Genomic DNA, 22,892 nt, shown 5'->3' with positions numbered 1-22,892 from the left:
CAGAAAGGATAACTTTCTGATTTTTATCACCTACTTACTCCTCAAGGAGAGAACCGCGTCCGGCCCGTCCTGGGTATGCCCCTTCGGCTACACTGCCCAAAAGACCGTCATATAAGGCACCTACAAAATCGCCTTTGGCTGCTACTGCCTCTAATACTTCTTCAATGCCTTTTTCCATCCGTTCTGCCCAAATTTGTGCTTTTTCCGTTGGCTGGATACCTGCACGGCCAAAGAAACGGAAGGCTTCTTTGAGGGCCCGTAAAGTATCAATCCGGGAAGGAGCCGAGATGGGACCGCCGGAATAAGCCTCATCAGAGGAGGCTATAGAGATGGCTTCCACACCTAAGGAGGAGGCCAGGGCTCCGTGCAGGGCTGTGGTTACTGAGGATTGTACCCTGTCTTCCGTCTGGGTCAAAAAGCCGATGGGTGCGCCGGGCCAGATAGGTGCATCCACGATATTACGCAAAGCCATAATCTTGGCAGCATTGAAGTCAATATAGTTATCACTCATCTCACCAGAAACCATGACCTCCGGCGAGTAGCAGAAAAGTGGCTGCAGGATAGGTTTACCACCGAGACGGCGTCCCAGGTGGGCCGTGATCAGCATTCCGGCAAAGGCTTTATGGGCGGGAACACCGCACAATTCTTCATTAGTGACCACATCAAAGGGCAAATTATACTGTACGGCATAGCGTATGGCCTGGATGGCATCAACGGTCAAGCGAGCAGGATCGGTACCGGCCCCCAAAGAACCATAAGCAATATTAATTTTGGTGAGATCTGCTCCCATAGCCCCTGCCAGGAGGACTGTTTCAGGAGAATTTAGCCCACGGTGAGCTCTCACCTGCCAGAGGGTATGTTGGCATAAAGACCCTTTAATCCGCATAAGGTTTTCCGGGGTAATGATGGAACCGTCTTCCTCATGGGTCAGGTAGCCTTCCAGGAAACCTTCTGTACGGGCTCCCCAGGAGGGGTCAAAATGGACAACACCATCGGCACCCCAGGCTTCCCCTGTTTTAATATGGGCAATATCCATAAAAGGACAGCCCGTACCGTACTGGATGAAGACTACCGGTTTGGCCTTACTGTGCTGGAGTTTCTGTACCGTCATACGCTTTTGCGTTTCAGACACGTAACTGTCCAGGCGCGCTAATTCTTCGGAAGTTAACGGCCTGGTTTTGGGAGGCATCGTGCCTTTTTCGTAAAAGTCCTTTACCTTAGGGTCACACCATTTTAAATATTCCTGCAACAACTCGGAACGGTCAGCCCCCGCAGGCAATTTTAAAAGCTTTTCCCTGATTTGCGCCCGTTTAATGGCCGGTGATGTTTTATGCTGAGCCCAGACCAGGATGGAATCTACGATAGTATCCAGAAGCTCTTCTATCTGTTTATTCTTGTATACATAAGTAAAGCCTTGGGCAAGAGCAGCTTTTTCTTTGGTATTGGCGCTTAAATCTGGCTGGTATTCCACACCTTCCAGGAAGGCCAGCACTTCTTCCGGCTTGGTTCCGGGGCCAAAACCGGCATCATAGCCCAGCTCCTGGGCCAGTTCAGGCCGGATACACATTCCCCCAATAGCCAATTTCACCTTTTCCCTAAGGCCCGCTGCTTCTGTTAAATCGGCAAACCTGGCCAGGAGTTCGGCGACGCCATAACCTAAAGTGCGGCTGATCAGAATAGCGGCAACATCGTTTTCCAGGGCTACTTTGATAATCTCTTCAGCCTGGTAATCAGGAGGAAGCAGTATGGTTTTAAACCCTGCCTCATCCATGGCTCTCTTCATAATCTTTAAACCGATGTCATGGACCGGATCAAGGGGCGCCAGCAAGATGGGTCTCTCTTTATTCATTAGCCATCCCTCCTTCAAGCCATCCATAATGGTCACCAGGACGGTAAACATATCCCCGGGCTCTTACTCTTGCCCCCGGGCCTGTAAACTCGATAAAGACAATGTCAATGTCCTTAAGGCCGAACTTCTCCAAGAGATTTAAAGCCAGGGCCCTTCCCTCCGCCTCATCCTTGCAAGCGAAATAGGTTTCAATGTCCACGGCATCAAGAATCTTTTTGAAACAATCTTCCATGATTTCTCCTCCCACCTCATCAATGATGAGTAGTATTGGGTAAAAAAATATTTCCCCCCATTACTTTAACGGTTTTCCACTTCATCCCAGTATTTGTTCACGTCTTTAATCAAGTTTTCAATATGCTCCTGCATGTATTGCTCCGCCAAGTCTGGATTATGAGCTTCAATAGCTGTAACAATTTTGGCATGGTCAGCCGAAACCACACTGTGTACTTCTTTGCGGATATATTCCAGTACAGGTGCCAGCTGTCCGTCCTGCCTGATGAGCTCCATCGCTCCCTGCAGCACTTTATTACGGGAGGCCCGGGCAATGATGCGGTGAAAGGCTACGTCCTGTTCGGCAGCGCCACCTTTCCAATGGGCTACTCTCTCTTTCTGCAGGCGCTGGATATGCCAGAGTTCCTTGATCTCTTCGTCCGTGGCATGAATGGCCGCTAAGCGGGCAAGTTCCCGCTCGATGGCACGACGGGCTACGAGAATATCGATAAGTTCTTCCTTGGTCCGACTTTCCAGCACACGGAAAAATTCCAAGCCCTGATCAGCCCGGAGCTTTTTATCTTCCAGTTCTTTTAGCTTGGCATGTCCCAATGCTGTTAAGGTTCTGCCCTGGTAACCGACTTTTGTTGTGTAACCGAGATTGTCTAGCTGGGCAAGGATCCTTCCCGCCGTAGCTTCGCTAACATCCCAGCCGTAGGTTTTTAATTCACGGCTTAGATAACCTGAGCCTACAGGAGATTCACTTTGTCCTATGATAAAGAGCGTTAGATAATCCTGCCTATCCTTTTCCGCCAGCATCAGGTTTCATCCTTTTCTAGTCTTATTTTAGTATAGTCCTATTGAGAATGTTTTTCAATAGTTAAATATTCGCGATAGCTAAAAATATTCCTGCTGAATATTATTTTATCTTATTTAAATGAGGTATACCAGTATTTTTTGTAAAGCAAAATAATACTACCCCGAAATTAGAATGAAGGTTTTGCCACAAACGTTCCCTATCGGAGCATAGCTAAACAGACTTAGCGAAGTGAGGTAGAAAAAGCAGAGGGGCTGACACGAGGTCATACCCAACCCGAAGCCAGTCCACGGATGGACTGTTGAGGGTGGTCTGCTTTTTCCCGAAACGAGTCTTAGTCTGTTCTATGCGAAGATCGGGATACGTGGTGGCAAACCTTAATTAACAAATGCAAATGAGGAGGAGTATATTGCATCTTCTTCGTTCTCTAATTCCCGTCATACTCTCTTTTCTTTTATTGTTCAGCCCCTCGCAGGCCTACGGGCAGGGTAGTACTGCCTCCCTCTTCATCGTATTAATACCGGGCCTGAACCTGGAAGATCTAAAAGCCCCACAACTGAATCATCTCCAGGGAATGGCGGCTAAAGGTTCCTTAGGTTTGATGAATACATTAAGCGGGAGCAGCAAGCATCTGCCTAGTGCTTACCTGACTTTAGGCTCAGGTTTTCGAGCAATAGCACCCAAAGAGGGGATCTTAGGTCTGGAAAAAACCGAGGAATTCCATGACTTAAAAGCTGTGGATCTCTATACAAGATATACCGGTAACCTGCCGGGTGATGCCAGTATTGTTCACCCCTACTATTATGCTGTGGCTGCCGCTAATCTCCCGGATTTACAACCCGGTGCCTTAGGCACCATCCTTGAGAAAAATGCCGTTCCTGTTGCCCTTTTAGGCAACCATGACCTGCCAGGCATACTTTCCCGCCCTGGTGTCCTCTTTGCCATGGACAAAACGGGAAAGGTGGCAGAAGGGGCCATAGACCAGCGCTGCAATAAAATAAGTACTTTTTCACCTACATATTACACAACCAATTATGCATACCTGCTTAAAAAAACTAAAGAAATTCTACAAGGTAAAAAGGGATTAATCATTCTTGATCTTGGCGACCTGGCCAGGTTAGAAAACCTGAGGGAAGAAATGGCTCCGGATGTTTACCAAAAAACCAGGGAGAGCATGTTAGCAGAAATCGATGTTTTTATGGGACAGTTAAGAAAGCTATCCCAGGAACATGGTGCTGGCCTGCTCTTTATTACACCCTATCCATCGAAAACTCAGGCACTTAAAGGTAATACCCTGGCTCCCGTCATTTATTATCCAAACCGGAGTACATCAGGCCTTTTAAGCTCCGCCAGTACGAAAAGAACTGGAATAATAACGAATCTGGATGTTGCCCCCACAGTCCTCAACTTCTTTAACATTGATTATGCCGGTGTTTTTATCGGCAGCCCTCTGCAGGTTATTCCCCGGGAAAATAGCCTGGATTTTCTTTTTGACCTGCAGGAAAAACTGCTGGCCAATCACCAACAAAGGCCTCAAATCTTAAAACCCTATGTTTTTTTGCAAATTGTCGTCGTCCTTTCTACCATCTGCCTCTTATGGCTCCGTCACCCCTGGATTAAATACTGTCGCTCTTTTCTTTTGTTACTGACCCTTGTTCCCCTCCTTTTGCTCTTACTCCCCCTTTTTCCCGGAATTGGTTTAATTCCCCGCATCCTGTTTATCCTCTCCGGCCTCATCTTAAGTACAGCTGTGCTGGAGAAGAAGTGTGACCTTCTCAAACGGCTGGCTTATCCTTATCTATTGACAGCCTTTCTTATTGTTGTTGACCTTCTCCAGGGAGCCCCGCTCATGAAAAATTCCCTCCTTGGCTATGATCCTATCAGCGGCGCCCGTTATTACGGGATTGGCAACGAATACATGGGCGTCTTGCTTGGATCCAGCCTCATGGGTTTATCACTCTTGACAGAAGCATTTAAATTCTATCTTCCTAAAGTAGCCGCTTACCTGATGCTTCCTTTGCTTGCCGGTTTTTTGACCTGTTTAGTGTCTGCTCCCCAGTGGGGCACAAATGTAGGAGGCGGTATTACCTTTTTACTAAGTTTTGCCATATTTCTCCTTACTTTCTTCCAAAGAAAAATTAATACAAAGTCCCTTATTACTCTAGGCTTATGTACCATGCTGGCTCTTACCGCTTTGTTTTATTTCGACCTGAAAAGGCCCCTGGAAGCCCAGTCCCATATCGGCCTGGCGGCGAGAATAATCCAGGAACAGGGACTTGCCTCCTTCTTTCCCATCGCCAGCCGCAAAATTGCCATGAACATAAAACTGATACGCTATACCATCTGGAGCCGGGTATTTATGACCTTCCTTGGCACTTTTGCCCTTTTGTTTTACCGCCCGCCCGGTTTGGTCAAAAGGCTAATGGAAAGATACCCGGGACTGAAAGCGGGTTTTGGGGCAGGGATCACAGGCAGCCTTGTAGCTTTAATTATGAATGATTCGGGAATTGTGGCGGCAGCCACTTCTATGATTTTCGTGGCCCCCACACTCCTTTACCTGGCAGTGGAAAGCATAGCGAAAGATGAGGGATAGCACGATGGGGGCAACGAACAATAAAAAGCAAAAGAGAGGCCAAAGCCTCTCCTTAGCAGCAACCACTGACGTCTACTTCTTTGCTCCTTTTTTTCATGACATCCTTGCAGGCAGCTTCATTAAATTCGGCAGAGCCAGAGCAGTCGTTCGTGAGAAACTTTTTGCATTGTTGGCATTGGCTGCAGACCATACAGTTTCCCCCTTTTTCTTTAATGTTGCGCGTTACTTTTATATTGTCTCCAGCATCTTTGCTTTTATGAAGAAAAATTCGCTAAAAGATGTACTTTTAGCGAATCGCAAAATGCCCTTCTGTACTTCATTTTATTTTTAAAAAAGAATCCGATCATGATGAACGGTAACATTCATTAACAGCCCTAAAGCAATCATATTGGCTAAAAGGGAACTGCCCCCATAACTGACAAAAGGTAAAGGTATGCCTGTAATGGGCATAATGCCAATGGACATGCCCACGTTCTGCAAAATATGGAAGGCAAACATGGAGCAAACACCGATAGCAACCAGAGAACCGTAGGCATCTTTGGCTTTACCGGCAATCTTGATGCCACGGTAAATCACCACGAAGAAAAGGCATAACAGCAGGACGGAACCCACAAAGCCAAACTCTTCCGCCAGTACGGGGAAGATAAAATCAGTCCACTGCTCAGGCAAAAAGTCACCTATATTTTGCGAACCTTGACCCCAGCCTTTGCCGAAAAGCCCGCCTGAGCCTACGGCAATCTGGGATTGAATCACATTCCAACCCCAGCCGCGGGGATCAATCATGGGATTAATAAAAACAATTAAGCGCATTAACTGGTAATCCTTGAGAGGAAGCCACCAGCCCCAGGTATAGTGACCATAAATGGCAAAAACGACAGCACCCAGTCCCGTTGCCACCAGCAGAAAAAGCAGGAAAGGCGGAGCACCGGCGGCTAAAAGCATGCCAAACATAATGGCCACATAAACTAAACCTGTCCCTAAATCCGGCTGCTTGAGAATCAATAAGAGAGGAATGCCCACATAAATAAAGACAGGAAAAAGATCTTTCAAGGTATTGAGCTTACCAATCCTAGGCACTAAAAACTGGGCTAAGCCTAAAATCAATAAGGCCTTCACTACCTCTGCAGGCTGGAATTTAAAGGGACCGATGGGAATCCAGGCCTGGGCTCCTTTCGCCTCCTTACCCAGCACTAAAACGGCCACCAACATCAGGATGTTCAGGGCGTAGATCCAAACACCGTATTTGGCCAGTTTGCTGTAGTCAATAAACAAGACCACGAAAAAGGCCACAGTGCCGATAAGAATCCAGGCAATCTGACGGTATACGAAGTTGATCCTATGAATTTCACTGGCATTCACCGTAGCGCTTTTCAAAACAAATAAGCTCATCACAAGGATGAGCCCTACTGCGCCTAATAAGGTATAATCAAGGCTTTTTAGTACTTTCCTCAGCTGCATTGCTAACCACCCCGTTCTCTTACCATTATAACCGGAAAGTGAGGTCTTCTTAAAGAACCTTTATAAAAATTCGGGGTAATTTTGCACCGCAAATTTTACCATCCCCTTAAGCACGGGATTGTTCATAGCCCCGTTTGATTTTAAGCACTGGGATGTTGGCTACCAGGGCAACAGACTTCTCATCGGAATTCAGCGTGATTTCTGTACCTTTCCGGTCAATCTCCATATAGCCGTTAATCACCTGGATAAGATCTTCTTTTAAACTATCCAGGAGCTGGGGAGAGATTGTTGCCCGGTCGTGTACCAGCACGAGACGCAGTCTTTCTTTTGCCACATTCTTGCTGCTAAGAGAAGCCTCTTTACCTATTACTTTACTAAAAAAATCCATCATCCGGCCCCCTTTTCTTAGCTTTTAAAACCAAAGATCTTTTTCAATTTTCCTAACACACCCTCTTCAACTTCCAGGGAAATGAGGGGAACTTCTTCGCCCGTAATCCTTTTGGCAATATTGCGGTAAGCTTGTCCGGCCCAGGAATTCATATCCAATACGGCAGGTTCCCCTTTATTGGTGGAAATCACGATGGCCTCATCCTCTGGAACCACGCCAATAAGGTCAATGGCCAGGATATCGATCATGTCATTGATATCCATCATGTCACCCTTTTTCACCATCTTGGGGCGAATCCGGTTAATGATGAGTTTGGGATTGCGTAATTCCGCCGCTTCCAATAAACCGATGATCCTGTCGGCATCACGGACTGCGGCAACCTCCGGTGTTGTTACCACAATGGCCTTTTCCGCTCCCGCTATGGCGTTTTTAAACCCTTGCTCAATCCCAGCAGGACAGTCAATAATGACATAATCAAAGTCTTCTTTTAATTGCTGACACAAAACTTCCATTTGTTCAGGCTTTACGGCTGTTTTATCCTTGGTCTGGGCCGCCGGCAAAAGAGCCAGATTATCGAAGCGTTTATCTTTGATTAAGGCTTGTTTGAGGCGGCAGTGACCGTTGGCCACATCTACCAGGTCATAAACAATCCTGTTTTCCAGGCCGAGGACGACGTCAAGGTTTCTTAATCCGATATCGGTATCGACTAAGACTACCTTTTTGCCCATTGCCGCCAAACCTGTTCCGATATTGGCCGTGGTCGTCGTTTTGCCCACACCGCCTTTACCGGAAGTAATCACAATAACTTCACCCATCAGCCTATTCCTCCCATATCTAAAGTGATTTGCGAATCTTTTCAATTCCTTCACAAATAATCATACCATTCACTACCTGGGCTACCTCAGGTTCACTGGGTTCTTCCTCAGGAGCGCGGGTTATAAAGCCGGCTATCCTTAACTGCGTGGGTTTAAGCCGCAGAGAAGTAACCAGCACATCCTCATCCCCTTCAACTCCCGCATGGGCTATGCCCCGCAAAGTTCCCATGACCACAATGGAGCCTTTGGCCATAACCTCAGCGCCGGGATTAACGTCGCCCAGGATAATGACATTGCCTGGAAAGGTAATCTTTTGACCTGAGCGTACATTTCTTTTAACAATAAGTGAGGGGAGTTTACTTACGAGTTCCTGTTCCGGGCCGGTCCTTTCCCTGGACTTTCTCCCCTCAGTTCCTTCTTTGCACTCACTTACCACTTTATTAGTCTCTGATTTAATGCTTTTCACTTTTAAGCCATTCTCTTCGAAGGTATTCCAAATTTCCGCCACCTCTTCGGAAGTCAGGGTACGAGCACCGGTATCAATCACCACACTTGCCCCCTCAAAAAAACTACCCTCTTTACCTTGTAAACGACTTTTTAACCGTTCGATAATCTCATCCCATAAGGCCTTATCGCTGAGAATCACCAGTAAACCTTCCCTGTTGCCTTTAAAAGTAACGATTTCTTGTTTCATCCGCCTAACGAATTCCCCCTAGTTTGTCCCGAGTATGTTTCTTGGATAAAAGGCCTTCCACTATGTTCTATATGTAAAGAGAAAATCCCTGCCAAAAGATAGGAAAAAACGGGGTTTTTTTCCCCGTTTTTTTTGGGATTTTGGACAGTTTTTTACCCGGAGAGCCGTGGAGATACCGTATTTTGCCCTCCCTGGGGCTCAGTTGTCGAAGGTTCACCGATATTGTTGGAAATATTTGGTGTTTGGTCACTGCTTGGTGTCTCCCTTGCTCCCTGTCGGTTATCACCCTGGGGAGTTTCAGCAGGGACCTGATTAGGTTTAAGTTCCTGGGGAAGGATACCGAAATATTCCTCAAAGACCGCCTTAGCGATGAGACCTGCTGATCCCCCGCCGCTAAAGCCGTGTTCCACCACCCCGGCAAAAGCAATCTGGGGATCATCGGCCGGAGCAAAAGCGATAAAAAGACCGTCGTAGTCCTTATTCTTAATATATCCTGCCCGTCCCGGCTGGGCTGTCCCCGTTTTAGCCGCCACTTTAATATGGGCAGGGAAATGCTTAAAGAGGAAATAAGCCGTACCACCGGGAGCGGTAACCGCCAGCATAGCTTTATGGGTTTCAAGAATAGTATTTTGGGAAACGGAAACGGTATTTAACAATTCCGGCTGAAACTCCTTTACAATACTCCCATCGGGCGCCAGTATCTTGTCAGCCACATAAGGCTTATAATGTTTGCCTCCGTTGGCGATAGTGGCCACATAATTAGCCAGCTGGATAACCGTATACTGGTTGTAACCCTGTCCAATCCCGGTGTTATAGGTATCATATTCGTGCCACTCGGCATAGTGGGCCAGCTGGCTTTTTCTTTCCTGTTCCCAGGCTCTGATTTTTGAGTTTAATTCCTGCTGCAGCCGCTTTTTCTCCCGGTCATCGGAAGCCCCGTTAATCTTTGCTTCATATTCCGTCTGCAGGCTGGCGATCTTATCGTCAATCTTCTTGTTTATGTTGGCTGTACGGGCTTCAAATTCTTTTTTCTGCCAGTCCAAATGGGGTAAGAGCCCGGAACTTTCGTAAGGCAGGTCAATCCCTGTAGGCTGCCCTAAGCCAAATTCCTGACCAATCTTACCGATCTGAGCGATGCCGGCCCGCCGGGCCATCTCCTGAAAATACACGTTACAGGAACCGGCCATGGCCGAATAGTAGTTCACCCGCCCATGGACAGACCAGCATTTGATGAAGGGGGGATTCCAGTAACGGCCTGTACACACTACGGTATCCAGGGGAGAAGCTTTACCCGCTTCCAGTACGGCCATACCCGTCACAGGCTTAAAAGTGGACCCCGGTACATAGTTGCCCTGGATTGCCCTGTTCCTCAGGGCGGTAGGGGTATTGCGGAAGTAGTAATCCACCAGTTCCTGTTTCAGGGGTTTACCGTTAAAATCATCAGGATTTAAAGTGGGACGGCTGGCCATGGCCAGTACCTTTCCCGTTTTTACATCAAGTAATACTGCAGCCCCTGCCTTGGCTTTGGGATATTGCTTCTGTAAGTTGGCCAGTGTTTCATCAAAGGCTTTTTCCATGGCCTGCTGTAGTTTTAAGTCAATGGTCAAAACCAGCTTGTTCCCCGGTTCGGGCGGAATATGGCGAACCTCCCGGACAGGCTTGTTTTTGGCCGTCACCTCTACCTGGCGGAAGCCGTTTTTGCCACGCAGATATTTCTCGTAGGTTTTTTCTATGCCGGTTTTACCTACCAGGGCACCCAGGCTGTAATCTTCAAAGCCGGGCTGGTCCAATTCTTCTTTAATGGCATGAACATAACCCAGCACATGGCCGGCCAAGGTACCATAGGGATAAGAACGCTGGGGTTGAATATCGATATTTACCCCGGGGAGGTCCCGGCGTCTTTCCTCAATGGCTGTTACCAGTTCAATAGAAATATCCCGTTTAATGATAATGGGCTCAAAGAGACGCTTGCGCTGGGCTTTGATCATCTCTTTGATACTCTCGTAAGTGATTTCAGGATCTTGCAGGATTTCCACCAGGTTTTTAATGGCTTCATCGATATCTGCGTCCTTCAAACGCAAATAATCCAGGGACAAGTTAAAGACGGGCCGGCTGGTGGCAATAACCTGGCCGTTTTTATCCAGCACTTCGCCGCGGGGGGCCACGACGGGGACCCAGCGCATGGTGTTGGATTCCGCCCTGGTCCTGTATAGATCCGAATTAATTAACTGCAGCCAGGCCAGCCGCAGGAAAATGACAGCAAAGATAATAATGACAGCTGTTAGATACACCCGGAGGGTGCGGTCCAGTATTTTTTTGGTTTTTGCTCCCCCCATAGAGTACCTCCTTTTTCTTTAGCCAGCCTGGGTTTCATCATTTTGGGTGGCCCAGTTATAAAAACGGGCGTAAATAAAGGGCACCAGGCAGCTATTATAAATTGCCAGCGGTATCCCCTTCCATAACCAGAGATTCCATGACCAGGTTAGTCCCATGATTTTACCAAGGGAAAGAAAGATGAGTTCATTAAACAAAGTCCCCACAAAAAGTGTTAAAAAGGGTACTAAAAGATTTTCACGAAAAGCCCCTGTGGCAATCCAGCCGAAGACAAAGGAAGTTAGCCCTTTGGTTAAGGCATTCATGCCAATAAATCTTCCCAAAAAAATATCCTCCAGAAGCCCCAGAAAAAAACCGAAAACCCCTCCCCGGCCAGGCCCCTGAAAAATACTGTAAAAAAGAGCCAGTATTAAAATGATATCAGGTTTAACCCCCGCAATAATCAAGTGATTAAAAAGGGTTGATTGCAGTACCAACCCAATGATAGCCAGGAAAAATAAGACCGGGTAACTCATCAGAGGCCTCCTTTCCCTTCCCTATCCAAAACTTGGGGTACAGTATCGGTTTCAGGCTTTTTTACATTTAAAATCACAAAGACCTCTTCTAAACGGCTGAAATCTACGAAGGGTTCAATGACAGCGGATTTCATCAGTCCGTTGGCATCGGGTTTTACTTCTACTACCGCGCCGATACGGATTCCTTTGGGGAAAACACCGCCTAAACCCGAGGTTACCACTGTCTGCCCGGGTTCGATGGGCGTGTCATGGGGCAGGTGAATCATCTGGAGATATTCAGAATTATCCAGACCTTGCACCACACCCGGGGTGATCCTGGTTTCAAAAATTCTGCCGCCAACGGCCCCTTCCCGGTCTAAAATCAAGAGGATCTCAGCCGTATTGGCCGTAACATTCACAATTCTCCCCACCAAACCCTGGTGAGTCACTACAGCCATATTGGGTTTAATCCCGTGGTTTGCTCCTTTATTAATCACGATGGTCTCATACCAGTTGCCGGGGTCCCGTCCTATTACCTTGGCCAGTTCCAATTGATAATTATTGGTCTTCTCTTCTTTATAATTCAAAAGCTTTTTCAACCGCTCATTCTCCATCTCCTGTTCCTTGAGGCGATGGATCTCCGCTTCCTGGGCGGCGATTTTTTTGCTCAGTTCCTCGTTTTGTTCCCGAAGAGTCTTGTTATCACTGAAATAAGCGAAAAAATTACTGATGCTTTTAGTAACAGCCGTAACCCCGGATTGCACCGGGGCTACTACTTCCCTTACCACACGTTCCACAGGTGACAGGGTTGTCCTGTCAAACCCGGTGATATGCATAGACTTAAAGACACCAATCAGTAAAACGGCAACAACAATACCTGCCAGGGCCCATTTTTTCCTGGTCACCAAAGACCACCTAACCTATTCTTTTATTGGGTATTAACACTCGCTTTAAGATATCAATGTTTTCCAGGACTTTCCCCGAACCCCTGGCTACAGCGTAAAGGGGCTCTTCGGCAATATGCACAGGCATGCCGGTTTCCTGGGAAATCAGTTTATCCAGCCCCCGCAGTAAAGAACCTCCGCCCGCCATCATAATCCCCCGGTCCATAATATCGGCAGCCAGTTCGGGAGGGGTTTTTTCGAGGCAAACCTTAATGGCTTCTACAATGGCCGTAACAGGTTCGGCTAAGGCGTCCTTGATTTCTTTGGCACTAACCATCACCAGTTTGGGCAAACCGCTAACCATGTCCCGACCCCGTACCTGGTAATTTTCGCCGTTTGGTGGTTCAATGGCCGAACCTATACTGATCTTAATTTCTTCTGCCGTTCTTTCCCCGATCATCAGATTATAGGCGCGCTTAATATACTGGACGATGGCTTCATCCATTTCGTCACCGCCCACACGAATGGTGCGACTGGTCACAATTCCGCCCAGAGAAATAATGGCCACGTCTGTGGTTCCCCCGCCGATATCCACAATCATATTACCCGTTGGTTCATGAACGGGTAGTCCGGCGCCAATGGCGGCAGCCATGGGTTCCTCAATTAAATAAGCCTCCTTGGCTCCTGCCTGAATGGCAGCCTCCCTCACGGCCCTTTCTTCCACTGTGGTTACACCGGCAGGAACACAAATAACCACCCGGGGGCGATTAAAGTAGTTGATATTGGCGTTAAGGGCCTTCCTGATAAAATAACGGAGCATGGTATGGGTAACCTCAAAATCGGCAATAACCCCATCCTTCATGGGGCGAATAGCAATAATATTTCCAGGGGTTCTCCCAATCATCTGCTTGGCTTCATCACCTACAGCCAGGACATTGTTGGTATCTCTCTGAATAGCCACAACGGAGGGTTCGGTAAGCACGATTCCTTTCCCTTTCATAAACACTGAAGTATTTGCTGTACCCAAATCTATGCCTAAATCTTTCGTAAATAACATCACCCGGTTTTCCCCTTCCTAAATTTGGAATATACTAATAGTTTATCCTAAAAATACTCTTTTTCTTTCATACTCAGAAAATTATTATGACCGATGATGATATGGTCCAGGATGTTGATACCCAAGAGGCGGCCTGCCTCCGCTAACCTTTTAGTAACCTCTATATCCTCCCGGCTGGGCGAAGTGTCACCGCTGGGATGATTGTGTATTAAAATCAGGCTTGCCGCACTTCTTTTAATAGGCAGTTTGAATACCTCCCGGGGATGGACCAGAGAAGCATCCAGGCTGCCTATGGAAACGGTATCAACGGCCAAAATCTGGTTTTTCGTATTCAAGTTAATGACCCGGAAATGTTCCCTGTCTAAATACATCATCTCATTCATCACGAACTGAGCGGCTTCCTGTGGACTCTTTATAGCAGGCTTTGGTCCCAAGCGCTGTTTCGCCAGCCGTTTACCCAGTTCTACCGCTGCTTTGAGCTGGGCGGCTTTAGCTAGACCAATACCTTTCCGTAAGCCCAGTTCTTCCAAGGTAAGCTGAGTCAGGGTCGCTAATCCTCCCGTACTCAGGATATCCTGGGCCAAATCCAGGGCTGATTTATTTTTTGTACCCGTGCGCAGTAAGATGGCCAGTAATTCCTGGTCGGACAAAGCCTCTGCCCCTAAGACAAGCATCTTTTCCCGGGGCCTTACCTCTTCAGGGAAGTTCTTGATCGATACATGACCGGTCTGGGATATTTTTTTCATATCCACCCTCTCCCAGAATATCTAATCCGCATTGACGTAAAAGATGCATGGTTTTTACCAACGGTAACCCCACTACATTAAAATAACAGCCTTCAATTCCGGCTACCAGCAAAGCGCCTAAACCCTGGATTCCATATGCGCCTGCCTTGTCCATGGGTTCACCGCTTGCCACATAAGTATTAATTTCCCCTGCTGATAACTTCCGGAAATGAACTTTCGTAACTTCGTAGTCCTGGTAAATCTTGTTCCGGTAATTGTCCACCACGCAGACACCGGTCATCACTTCATGAACACTGCCCGATAAAAAGGCTAACATGGCTTTAGCTTCTTCTGTATTGCGGGGCTTGCCCAAAACCCGGTTTTTGTGGACCACAATGGTATCAGCTCCCAGGACGATCCCTCGCGAATGAGCCGCTACAGCCAGAGCTTTGGCTTTTGCCAGTTCCTGCACCCAAAGACTAAAAGGTTCACGGGCTTCTCCTTCTTCTACCTGGCTAACCACAATACAAAAATTTACACCGATCTGCCTTAACAGTTCAGCCCGCCGGGGGGAGCCTGAGGCCAGGGCTACATCCATTTTCATTCCTCCGGAAAATCAGGGTTACATTCTAAAGTAAATAAACAAAGCTACCAGAAAGCCAACAATACTGGCCACATTTAGTTTCAAGACAACACCGAAGGTTATGGTAATGACCATCAGGTTAATGGTGGTAGGAGCAAGGCCAATAGTCTGGAAATTATGATTTAAAATAGGCAGATAATTGCCAAAGGCTGTCCCTAAAAGGCTCCCAATCAGTCCGCCTACGACTAATAGAATTAAGAGGAGCCAGGGACTTTTTCCCCCACTATATCCTTTCAATAATAAAACCTCCTCCACTTTGTCTTATCTCAGTTTATCACCCGCCATACCTGGAAAACAAGCAAGATGGGTGTAAAAAATACTGGTATTTATTGACTGGCCAGCACTCTCTCTTTTTCCCGGAGGTAATCTTTTAGCCAGGTTATGACCTCGGGACTGTTGATAGGCACATCCTCCAGTATCTCTTTCACCTGGGCAGTATCAAAACAGTATTCCTTGCCGTCTACACTGTGGCAATAGACAAAACGTACCTGGGGAGCGCCTGTGATCAGGGCCACAAGGGTAGAAACCATATCACCCAGGGGAGGCCTGTCAATATGACTGTGTTTAAATAACGCCTTCACCACCGTACCCTGGCCGGGGGAGGACACGATTTCTACATCTCCCCCGCAGGCCTGGCAATTGGCCTGTAACAGGGACAATCCTAAACCCACCTTGCGGGTTGTTCGTGTAGTATAAAAAGGATCCAGCGCCTTTTTTACCTGGTCCTCAGACATACCGCATCCGTCATCGGCTATTTCGATGAAGAGCAGGTCTTTTTCTCGCTCTTCCTTTACCAGGATCTTAATGGTGCCCGCCTGGGCCGCCAGAGAGTTCTGGACAATATCCAGGATGTGTAAACTTAATTCACGCATAAGTCCTCCTAACGCAAAGTGCGGACATAGCGGCCTTCCTGCCTGGCTAAGGCCCTTTTCAACTCGGTTACAGTACATTCCTCTAAATAGGCGAAACACTGGGGAGGCTGAATAGCTTCCAGCCGGTGGGCATCAGAGGATACCACATAGCTAATCCCTTCCCTTTCCAAAGAAGAGAGCTGTTCCGTACACCGGGGCAAATGGGGCGTTAACTCCACACCATGTAAGAGCAAATCCCCGGGTATGAATCCCAGGTGTCCCCAAAGGCTGAAAGCCTGGCGGTCAATATGGGCAGCCAGGCAGAGGCCGCCCATTTCCTGCACCTTTTTTACCACCTCGTCCACGGAAAGGTATGTCCCCACCAGGAGCAGTTTTTCCACCTCATATAACTTGTTGCCCTCAGCGTCCACAACCCACTGTTCGCCTAAGCTTTTCTTTTTATTTTCAAGGGGGGGCAGGTGGTCATAGACAACCCTTTGCCAGGCGAAAACCCGCTCTACTGTATCAAAAAAACATAGCAGATGAATATCCTCACTGGTCTGCACTTCCATACCGGGAATCACTTTTATCCCCAATTCCTGCCCCTTTTTCACAAAGGCCGGAACATTTTCAGCAGAATTATGGTCAGTCACGGCAATAACCTCGATCCCCAAGTTCCGTACCCTTTGCAACACCCTGGGAGGGGTCATTTCTTCATCACCACAGGGGGAAAGACAGGTATGGAGATGAAGGTCCATGGTCCATTCCCTCACGACTATCACCTGCCCAAACCAAGCATGTACATTTGACCGGCCAAATGATAGGAGGTATGTTCAGAGCTCAAAAGGACTATCCCTTCCTCTTTTGCTTTGGCCAGGGTCTCAGGTTGGGGCTGGTGACCCTCCACCAGGATAATGGCCGGAAGATTTAAGAGGGAAGCCACGGCCACAATATTAGGATGTATTTGCACCGTAAGCCATACATTGCCCGCCTGGGCATGGGCCATGACATTGCTCAACAAATCACCTATATAGCAGCCCCTTACCTCCGCGGCAAGATTGCCTTCTCCGGAAGTAAGGCGCTCAAGCTTCAACTTCTCAATAATTTCCCCCAGTTTCATCTTTATCCCTCATTCAATGTATATTTTGATGTGCAGGTGGGTACCTTGGGGAGATGATTCAATAAAAAATTCATCAGCCGATTTTTTGATATTGGGAAGACCCATGCCTGCCCCAAAGCCCATCTTTCTTACCCTGTCCGGGGCCGTGGAATATCCGGGTTTCAAAGCCAGAGAGATATCTTTAATCCCAGGTCCCGTGTCATCTACCGTAATCGTTATTTCCTTGGGTGTCACCCGTGCGGTCATCTTACCCTCGTAAGCATGAATGACCACATTCATCTCCGCTTCATAAGCGACAATAGCACAGCGTCTCACTACAGACCCCTTGATTCCCAAATCGTTAAGGATTTTCTTTAAGGTGCTGGCCCCCTCCCCTGCCCGGTCAAAATCCATACCCTGAATATGATACTCGAAGATGTACGATTCAAAGTCCTCTGACAAATGGGTTTCCTTACTCTCATCCACCTTATCAATTTCCAGTATTTGTACCAGGCGGGACACAATATCACTTTGGGTGAGGACTCCCAACACATGCCGCCGGTCGTCTATGACGGGAAGTCTCCCGTACCCGTACTGGCGGAAAACTTTCAAAGCCTGTCCTACGGTATCATGTTCACAGAGGGAAACAACCTGTCTCGTCATGACCTTGTCCACAGGGGCATCTAAATTGCCTTCCTCCATGGCTTTGATGATATCGGCTATACTGATGATTCCTATCATGGTATTATCCCTGTCTACCACAGGCATCCCGGAGATACTCTTAATGCGCATGATCTCCTTGGCCTGGCGCACAGTAGCGTACTTTGGAACACTGATAACTTCCCTGGTCATGACATCGGCAACTTTAGGCAAGTGATGTTTTTCAGTCAAGGGGTGCTCCTCCTAAACCGGCTTTGTAGAGGATGCCGCAGGACTCATACATAGGATACGCGGTACACAGTACAGGAATGTCCTTAGCCTGGGCCAAATCTATGATCTCCCGGGAGGGCTCCTTCCCTCTTACAAAAACAACTCCCACCAGGTCCAGCATTTCCGCGGTCCTGATGACCTGGGGATGAATAAGTCCAGTTAAGAGGACAGTTTTCTCTTTAGTAAAAACCAGAACATCGCTTAAAAGGTCGGCACCACAGGCCGTTTCCGCATTCCTTTCGTCTAAGTTATGATCAGTGAGAGGATTCGCTTTCAATAATCTTCTTATCTCTGAAAGGGTCATCTCCATTCCCCTCCTAGAAGTTTCTTAATACTTTATTATAAACCGATTAGGCTGAGCTGCTCAAGAGAAAGGAAATAAAAAGAAAAATGGTTAGGCTTGCCAGTTGAATAAAGTACCTTATCTTAGCCGATGGACCTGTCAATAAGTGTAGCAAAGATAAGGTTATGTGTTCTATATGAAAGCAAAAAAGTGCTGTAAGACAGCACTGCGAGTTAAATATATTCAGATATGGCTTTTCTAGTGTTGAAGAAGTAATGGACGATTACTTGTTTGTTAAGCTCATCAACTTCAAAAACCAGTTTAAACCGCTTTTGTATTAAGTAGTAATAAAGGTTAGCTGTCTTGGCTTTCATTGCACCAAAGCCGGGGTTATATTTTAAAGTTTGAGTTAAATGAAAATCGATTTCTACTGCAACTTTTTCAGTAAAAGATTCGTTCTTTTGTGACCAAAAATCAAGTTCTGTGATAATTTCAAGGCTTACTTTTGAGGGAACAATAACATTATACATGGTTCGGCTCTTCTTTTTTTAAATAAGTCTCTTTAAGCTCATTTATTAAGTTGGTATTATCATTTTTAATATATTTACTTAACTGTTTTGAAAACTCTGATCCAGATTGGTAATGACCTTTTGCAATATCCATTTTGTTTTCCGCAAGTCTTTTATATAGCTGTAATTCAGTTTCTTTTTCTTCGAATAACTCAATACTCATAACAATTAAGTCCCCTTCTCCGTTTTTAGTTAAAATAACAGGCTCATGATTTTGTTTAGCAAACTCTGCAATTTGGGAGTATTTATTTCTTAAGTCTGCACTTGGAATGATTTTATACATTTTACATCACCTTCAGTAGTTTTTATATCGTTATTATATCATAATTATATCGACCATTCACTATTTCACCGGTCATTTCATACCAGTCGTTTGTTTTAAACTCCTTGCCTTCGTGATTAAGACATAATATACCCATAGGAAGAACATCGGCTGCACAACAGGAAATTACGTAGCGTACGATCGCGAATTCCTTATCTTTTGCGCCGTCAGGCTTAAAAACAAATCCCTAAGCTTAATATTCGTGCCAATCATCTCCTGAGGTTTATTGTAAATATCATCCATTTTCGCTACAAAATTATTGTTTGTTAATTCAACTATCTTTCCTTTATCCACTAACCGTATGTTTTTGGCCAAAACCCTGTAAGAAATGAAAATTATTTATAAGACGTTCTCATTAATAGCAAAAATAAAAAGGCCCCGTTGGTCCCGAAACATGCGCATCATGGGTATTTTTCTTCATAGAGGGTATATTATTCTTTAAACATGGGTCTGGAAGGTGAGTAGATGCACCCTAAAAAATATCTTTCTTATACTGGGGGCCGGTATCATCATACTTATATTAAAGATATATTCCTGCCCATTAGAGTCAATTTGCAACTCTACCAGCCTATGAGTAACGGGAAGGGGTTCTGCAGCTTCAAAAGCATTGTCAATCAGATTTCCTAAAAACCACCCATGCCTAGAAGGCACAACCAATTATGAAAATATGTAGAAGTGATTACAATGGTCTAATTTTCTGCTACATTGGAATTATCAGGGACAAAGGTTGATTGTATTTTGATGGTATAACCTCGACTAAAAACCTAACCTGATTGCCTTTGAGCACGGCCAATTGTCGCCCCTTGTTTTTAAGGACTTGGGAACAGCACGGGTACTAAACTCCATATTTTCTCGGGCAATCATCCCTGAAATCCATTGGAGCAGGAGTGAGTCGTATGCAAGACATTCTGGAAATTTGTTGTGGTCTTGATGTCCACAAGGAAACTGTTGTCGCCTGCTTATTAAAAGGCAATGTTGACGGGGAACCAGTTAAAACCATCCGCACTTTTTCCACCCTTCTTGCTGGACTTGATGAACTAAAAGCCTGGCTGGAAGAGGAAAACTGCCGGAATGTGGCTATGGAAAGTACTGGTGTTTATTGGCAGCCTGTATATAACGTACTGGAAGAAGCCTTTGACGGCAGTATGGTTTTGATTGTTACCAACGCCCGGCACATGAAGAATGTTCCTGGCAAAAAGACCGACATGAAGGACGCTGAATGGATAGCCACTCTCTTGCGTGCCGGATTGTTAGAAGGAAGTTTTATCCCCTCGAAACCTATCCGGGAACTCCGTAATCTGACCCGGTACCGTAAAAGCATCGTCGAGGAAATTACTTCCCAGAAAAATCGGATTGAAAAGCACTTACAAAGCTGCGGCTTTAAGCTGTCAACATTTCTCACCGATATATTCGGCGTATCAGGCCGAGCAATTATAGATCACCTTTGCTGCTACGGGAAGATATCTGCCCGCGAAGTAGAAACATTTGTAAAGGGGCGCGCTAAGAGCAAGCTCCATGAGATCAAACAGGCTGTCAATGGTAAAATGGATGTTCACCAAAGGGAGTTCCTCAAGCTTTTGCTAGGGTGGCTGGATCAGCACTACGAGCATCTTCACCAGGTAGAGCAAAAGCTTGAGGAAAAACTCAAGCAATATCAAAGACAACTGGAGCAACTGGACGGCATCCCGGGGATTGACAAAACCGCCGCTGCTGCAATCTTGGCGGAAATCGGCATTGATATGAGCCGATTCAAAACCGCGGAACATATCTGTTCCTGGGCGGGCTTAAGTCCTGGTAATAATGAAAGTGCAGGAAAAAAAAGTCCACCCGTACCACCCATGGCAACACCTATCTAAAACGAATCCTTTGCGAAATTGCCTGGTGCATCACCCGAATACGCGATAGCTATTTATCGTCTTGGTACTGGAAGATAAAACAACGCCGCGGGGCCAAGAAAGCTCTCATTGCATTAGCCAGAAAGCTCCTCGTGATCATTTACAACTTATTGAAGAAAGATGTTGACTACGACGAGACATCCTTTGAAAAAGCTAAACAAAAACAGGAAAAATTCCGTGTAAAAAGAATTATTGCCGAAGCTAAAAAACTCGGTCTGGAGGTGAGAGAAGTCCAGTAAGCTGTCTAACAGTTATATCCTCCAGAAGGATTAATCCGTCAGATGCATGAACTTGCATCTGCTAGTTCGTTATTGTCTTTTTTGCCTTACAAGCATATTGATTATTTGATAGGGTTATTTTCGTACTACACTTACTAAAATAACACACTAACGCAAGCCTGTTTTAGGCAGCAAAAAAGACGCCTATTCAAGCGTCTTTCTTATTTCTTATTCATTCCTAAGTTAAAGGTCAATATTTCCAGGTTTACGGCCAAATCCACGTTACGCAGCTCTATATCGTCAGGCACGGAGATGACACGAGGTGCAAAGTTAAGAATGGCTTTGACACCTGCTTGGACCAGGGTATCGGCTACCTCCTGAGCGTAAGGAGCAGGCACGGCAATAATGCCAATCTGCACCCTTTCCTGCTTAACAATCTCCTCTGCACGGGCAATGGGATAAATGGGAATACCCGATAATCTTAAGCCCACTTTATTAATATCGTTATCAAAGACGGCCACCACATTAAAACCTCTCTCCAGGAAGCCCTTGTACTGGGTAAGGGCGGAGCCCAGGTTACCGGCACCGACAATGACTACGTTCCACTTGTTGGAGAGCCCGAGAATCTTAATTATCTGTTCGTTTAAATCCCTTACATTGTACCCTACACCCCGGGTGCCAAACTCACCAAAATAGGCCAGGTCTTTTCGGACTTGGGCGGGAGTACCCCCAACACCGTCAGCAATTTCACCCGAGGAAATAGTAGTTATCCCGTTCTTATCCAGTTGGGTCAGATATCTTGAATATACGGATAATCTAATAATGGTTGCTTCAGGAATCTTCAAGGTTTTCAAGGCCACTCCTCCTTTGTGAGTAATTATAACATAGGCCCAAAGAGTAGTACAAGATTCCTATTTAAATATTCTTTCTATTAGTTAGAATTACCTAAAAACCTGTAATAGTCTTCCACAAGAGCCAGGGCTTGCTGCTGGCTGAGGATAAGGTTTTTTTCCTGCCACTGGCCATTTAACACTTCTAAACTTTTGGCCCAATCCCGACACCTTTCCGTTAAAATCAGTATTCCTTTGGTTGTCTCACGGGCTTTCTCCTGGCGGGCAATATTTAAGCCCATGGTGGATACTTCATACAGTTCCCCGACCAGGAGGGAAAATTTTCCTTTAAAATCACTTTCCGGATAATCTTTTATATCGGTACTGCCGTATAATAACAATCCCTTCTCCAGGCAGATGCTGACCCGGCCCAAAAAAGGCGCAATTTCCTTTTCGGCAAAAGTATCTTCTGCTGCAAATTTAAAAGCGATAGAATTAACCTCACCTTTAACGACAATAGACTTTTGACCATTAACCTGTATACTGTTGGCGAGAGTCAGTAATTTTTCCTGATTGTTGACAAAGCCTAAACAGACCTTGTAAGGAGGCTCTCCGGTTATCACTACGGGCAAACTTTTTTCGGCCAGCTTCCTGCCCAAGGCCAGGGCTTCTTCCTGCTGGCTGAAAGCGGCGATTTGTACTGTATAATAATTAAATTGTTTTAGCCGCAAAACCTTTTTTTTACCCGAACTGTCCTGCTCCGCACTTTTAGTTGGGTTCACGGTTGCTATCTCATCTTTAGCAAGGTTAACAAGATAAAAGCCCCCAACAACCTGTCCTAATACTAAAGACGCAGCAACTACTGCACTAACAACTAGAAATATGGAGAGAAGTCTATTTAGATGAGGCTGTCGCTGCACATTAACACCTCCAT

25 protein-coding genes and 2 pseudogenes are annotated in these 22,892 nt (G+C 46.2%); 3 read left to right on the top strand and 24 right to left on the bottom strand.

Annotation, left to right across the window (positions count from 1 at the left end; translation table 11 throughout):
• Window positions 1–34: 34 nt before the first annotated feature.
• The 3 genes from BR63_RS15760 to BR63_RS15750 all read right to left on the bottom strand — a co-directional run bounded on the left by BR63_RS15760 (window position 35) and on the right by BR63_RS15750 (window position 2,878).
• The gene (locus BR63_RS15760) at window positions 35–1,849 is read right to left on the bottom strand and encodes a cobalamin B12-binding domain-containing protein (RefSeq protein WP_034421868.1); all 1,815 of its coding nucleotides are present in this window, start codon (window positions 1,847–1,849) and stop codon (window positions 35–37) included.
• The gene (locus BR63_RS15755; protein WP_034421870.1) at window positions 1,842–2,081 is read right to left on the bottom strand and encodes a hypothetical protein; all 240 of its coding nucleotides are present in this window, start codon (window positions 2,079–2,081) and stop codon (window positions 1,842–1,844) included. The genes BR63_RS15760 and BR63_RS15755 overlap by 8 nt, the downstream gene beginning before the upstream one ends.
• A gap of 65 nt (window positions 2,082–2,146) precedes the next feature.
• A complete protein-coding gene (locus tag BR63_RS15750) occupies window positions 2,147–2,878 on the bottom strand; it encodes an FCD domain-containing protein (protein WP_034421872.1) in 732 nt (243 codons plus the stop codon).
• A 407-nt stretch (window positions 2,879–3,285) separates the two neighbouring features.
• Between BR63_RS15750 and BR63_RS15745 the strand changes: the two genes are divergently transcribed.
• Entirely contained in the window at window positions 3,286–5,469 is a 2,184-nt protein-coding gene (locus BR63_RS15745) for a hypothetical protein (protein WP_034421874.1), read from the top strand.
• A gap of 4 nt (window positions 5,470–5,473) precedes the next feature.
• Window positions 5,474–5,800 carry a hypothetical protein gene (locus BR63_RS15740; RefSeq protein WP_034421876.1) on the top strand — a complete coding sequence of 109 codons (327 nt, stop codon included), beginning with the start codon at window positions 5,474–5,476 and terminating at the stop codon, window positions 5,798–5,800.
• Here BR63_RS15740 and rodA read toward each other — a convergent pair.
• From rodA to BR63_RS20020, 19 genes and pseudogenes are all read right to left on the bottom strand, one after another.
• Window positions 5,797–6,927 (bottom strand): rod shape-determining protein RodA, encoded by a 1,131-nt coding sequence (gene rodA, locus BR63_RS15735; protein ID WP_034421878.1) that lies wholly within the window; start codon window positions 6,925–6,927, stop codon window positions 5,797–5,799. The genes BR63_RS15740 and rodA overlap by 4 nt on opposite strands.
• A gap of 106 nt (window positions 6,928–7,033) precedes the next feature.
• A complete protein-coding gene (gene minE / locus BR63_RS15730) occupies window positions 7,034–7,318 on the bottom strand; it encodes a cell division topological specificity factor MinE (RefSeq protein ID WP_034421881.1) in 285 nt (94 codons plus the stop codon).
• A 14-nt stretch (window positions 7,319–7,332) separates the two neighbouring features.
• Window positions 7,333–8,130, bottom strand: coding sequence for a septum site-determining protein MinD (gene minD / locus BR63_RS15725; protein ID WP_034421883.1), 798 nt, complete (start codon window positions 8,128–8,130; stop codon window positions 7,333–7,335).
• Window positions 8,131–8,149: 19 nt separating this feature from the next.
• Window positions 8,150–8,824: a septum site-determining protein MinC gene (gene minC / locus BR63_RS15720; RefSeq protein WP_034421885.1), complete on the bottom strand. Its 675-nt coding sequence runs from the start codon at window positions 8,822–8,824 to the stop codon at window positions 8,150–8,152.
• Window positions 8,825–8,976: 152 nt separating this feature from the next.
• Window positions 8,977–11,160 (bottom strand): penicillin-binding transpeptidase domain-containing protein, encoded by a 2,184-nt coding sequence (locus BR63_RS15715; protein WP_051965683.1) that lies wholly within the window; start codon window positions 11,158–11,160, stop codon window positions 8,977–8,979.
• 18 nt (window positions 11,161–11,178) lie between these two features.
• On the bottom strand, window positions 11,179–11,673 hold the full coding sequence (gene mreD, locus BR63_RS15710) for a rod shape-determining protein MreD (protein WP_034421887.1): 495 nt from the start codon (window positions 11,671–11,673) through the stop codon (window positions 11,179–11,181).
• The gene (gene mreC / locus BR63_RS15705; protein WP_034421889.1) at window positions 11,673–12,557 is read right to left on the bottom strand and encodes a rod shape-determining protein MreC; all 885 of its coding nucleotides are present in this window, start codon (window positions 12,555–12,557) and stop codon (window positions 11,673–11,675) included. The genes mreD and mreC overlap by 1 nt, the downstream gene beginning before the upstream one ends.
• Before the next feature lie 10 nt (window positions 12,558–12,567).
• Window positions 12,568–13,593: a rod shape-determining protein gene (locus BR63_RS15700; protein ID WP_034421891.1), complete on the bottom strand. Its 1,026-nt coding sequence runs from the start codon at window positions 13,591–13,593 to the stop codon at window positions 12,568–12,570.
• 47 nt (window positions 13,594–13,640) lie between these two features.
• A complete protein-coding gene (radC, locus tag BR63_RS15695) occupies window positions 13,641–14,339 on the bottom strand; it encodes a RadC family protein (RefSeq protein ID WP_034421893.1) in 699 nt (232 codons plus the stop codon).
• Window positions 14,290–14,916, bottom strand: a complete 627-nt coding sequence (locus tag BR63_RS15690) for a Maf family protein (protein WP_051965685.1) — start codon at window positions 14,914–14,916, stop codon at window positions 14,290–14,292. The genes radC and BR63_RS15690 overlap by 50 nt, the downstream gene beginning before the upstream one ends.
• A 24-nt stretch (window positions 14,917–14,940) precedes the next feature.
• Window positions 14,941–15,198: a DUF4321 domain-containing protein gene (locus BR63_RS15685; protein WP_051965686.1), complete on the bottom strand. Its 258-nt coding sequence runs from the start codon at window positions 15,196–15,198 to the stop codon at window positions 14,941–14,943.
• An 89-nt stretch (window positions 15,199–15,287) separates the two neighbouring features.
• Complete coding sequence (locus BR63_RS15680; protein WP_034421896.1) at window positions 15,288–15,833, bottom strand: ATP-binding protein; 546 nt, start codon at window positions 15,831–15,833, stop codon at window positions 15,288–15,290.
• Window positions 15,834–15,841: 8 nt separating this feature from the next.
• Window positions 15,842–16,585: a PHP domain-containing protein gene (locus BR63_RS15675; RefSeq protein WP_034421897.1), complete on the bottom strand. Its 744-nt coding sequence runs from the start codon at window positions 16,583–16,585 to the stop codon at window positions 15,842–15,844.
• 5 nt (window positions 16,586–16,590) lie between these two features.
• Entirely contained in the window at window positions 16,591–16,932 is a 342-nt protein-coding gene (locus BR63_RS15670; protein WP_034421899.1) for a hypothetical protein, read from the bottom strand.
• Window positions 16,933–16,941: 9 nt separating this feature from the next.
• Window positions 16,942–17,802, bottom strand: a complete 861-nt coding sequence (locus BR63_RS19805; protein WP_034421901.1) for a CBS domain-containing protein — start codon at window positions 17,800–17,802, stop codon at window positions 16,942–16,944.
• A complete protein-coding gene (locus BR63_RS15660) occupies window positions 17,795–18,145 on the bottom strand; it encodes a DRTGG domain-containing protein (protein WP_034421903.1) in 351 nt (116 codons plus the stop codon). Before BR63_RS15660 ends, BR63_RS19805 begins: the two co-directional genes overlap by 8 nt.
• A gap of 212 nt (window positions 18,146–18,357) precedes the next feature.
• On the bottom strand, window positions 18,358–18,654 hold the full coding sequence (locus tag BR63_RS15655; protein WP_034421905.1) for a hypothetical protein: 297 nt from the start codon (window positions 18,652–18,654) through the stop codon (window positions 18,358–18,360).
• Complete coding sequence (locus tag BR63_RS15650) at window positions 18,647–18,976, bottom strand: type II toxin-antitoxin system Phd/YefM family antitoxin (RefSeq protein WP_081908128.1); 330 nt, start codon at window positions 18,974–18,976, stop codon at window positions 18,647–18,649. Before BR63_RS15650 ends, BR63_RS15655 begins: the two co-directional genes overlap by 8 nt.
• A 22-nt stretch (window positions 18,977–18,998) precedes the next feature.
• Window positions 18,999–19,190, bottom strand: a pseudogene (locus tag BR63_RS20020) (TIGR03943 family putative permease subunit); the annotation flags it as partial.
• A 721-nt stretch (window positions 19,191–19,911) separates the two neighbouring features.
• Between BR63_RS20020 and BR63_RS15640 the strand changes: the two are divergent.
• Window positions 19,912–21,149: pseudogene (locus tag BR63_RS15640) on the top strand (IS110 family RNA-guided transposase).
• 200 nt (window positions 21,150–21,349) lie between these two features.
• Here the strand turns inward: BR63_RS15640 and BR63_RS15635 are convergent.
• The gene (locus BR63_RS15635) at window positions 21,350–21,982 is read right to left on the bottom strand and encodes a redox-sensing transcriptional repressor Rex (protein ID WP_034425327.1); all 633 of its coding nucleotides are present in this window, start codon (window positions 21,980–21,982) and stop codon (window positions 21,350–21,352) included.
• 77 nt (window positions 21,983–22,059) lie between these two features.
• Entirely contained in the window at window positions 22,060–22,878 is an 819-nt protein-coding gene (locus BR63_RS15630) for an SPOR domain-containing protein (RefSeq protein WP_034425325.1), read from the bottom strand.
• Between the last annotated feature and the right edge of the window lie 14 nt (window positions 22,879–22,892).

This window comes from Thermanaerosceptrum fracticalcis (assembly GCF_000746025.2).
GTDB classification, from domain to species: domain Bacteria; phylum Bacillota; class Peptococcia; order DRI-13; family DRI-13; genus Thermanaerosceptrum; species Thermanaerosceptrum fracticalcis.
Note: the sequence above shows the minus strand (reverse complement) of the source record. Positions and strands in the feature narration are given on the sequence as shown.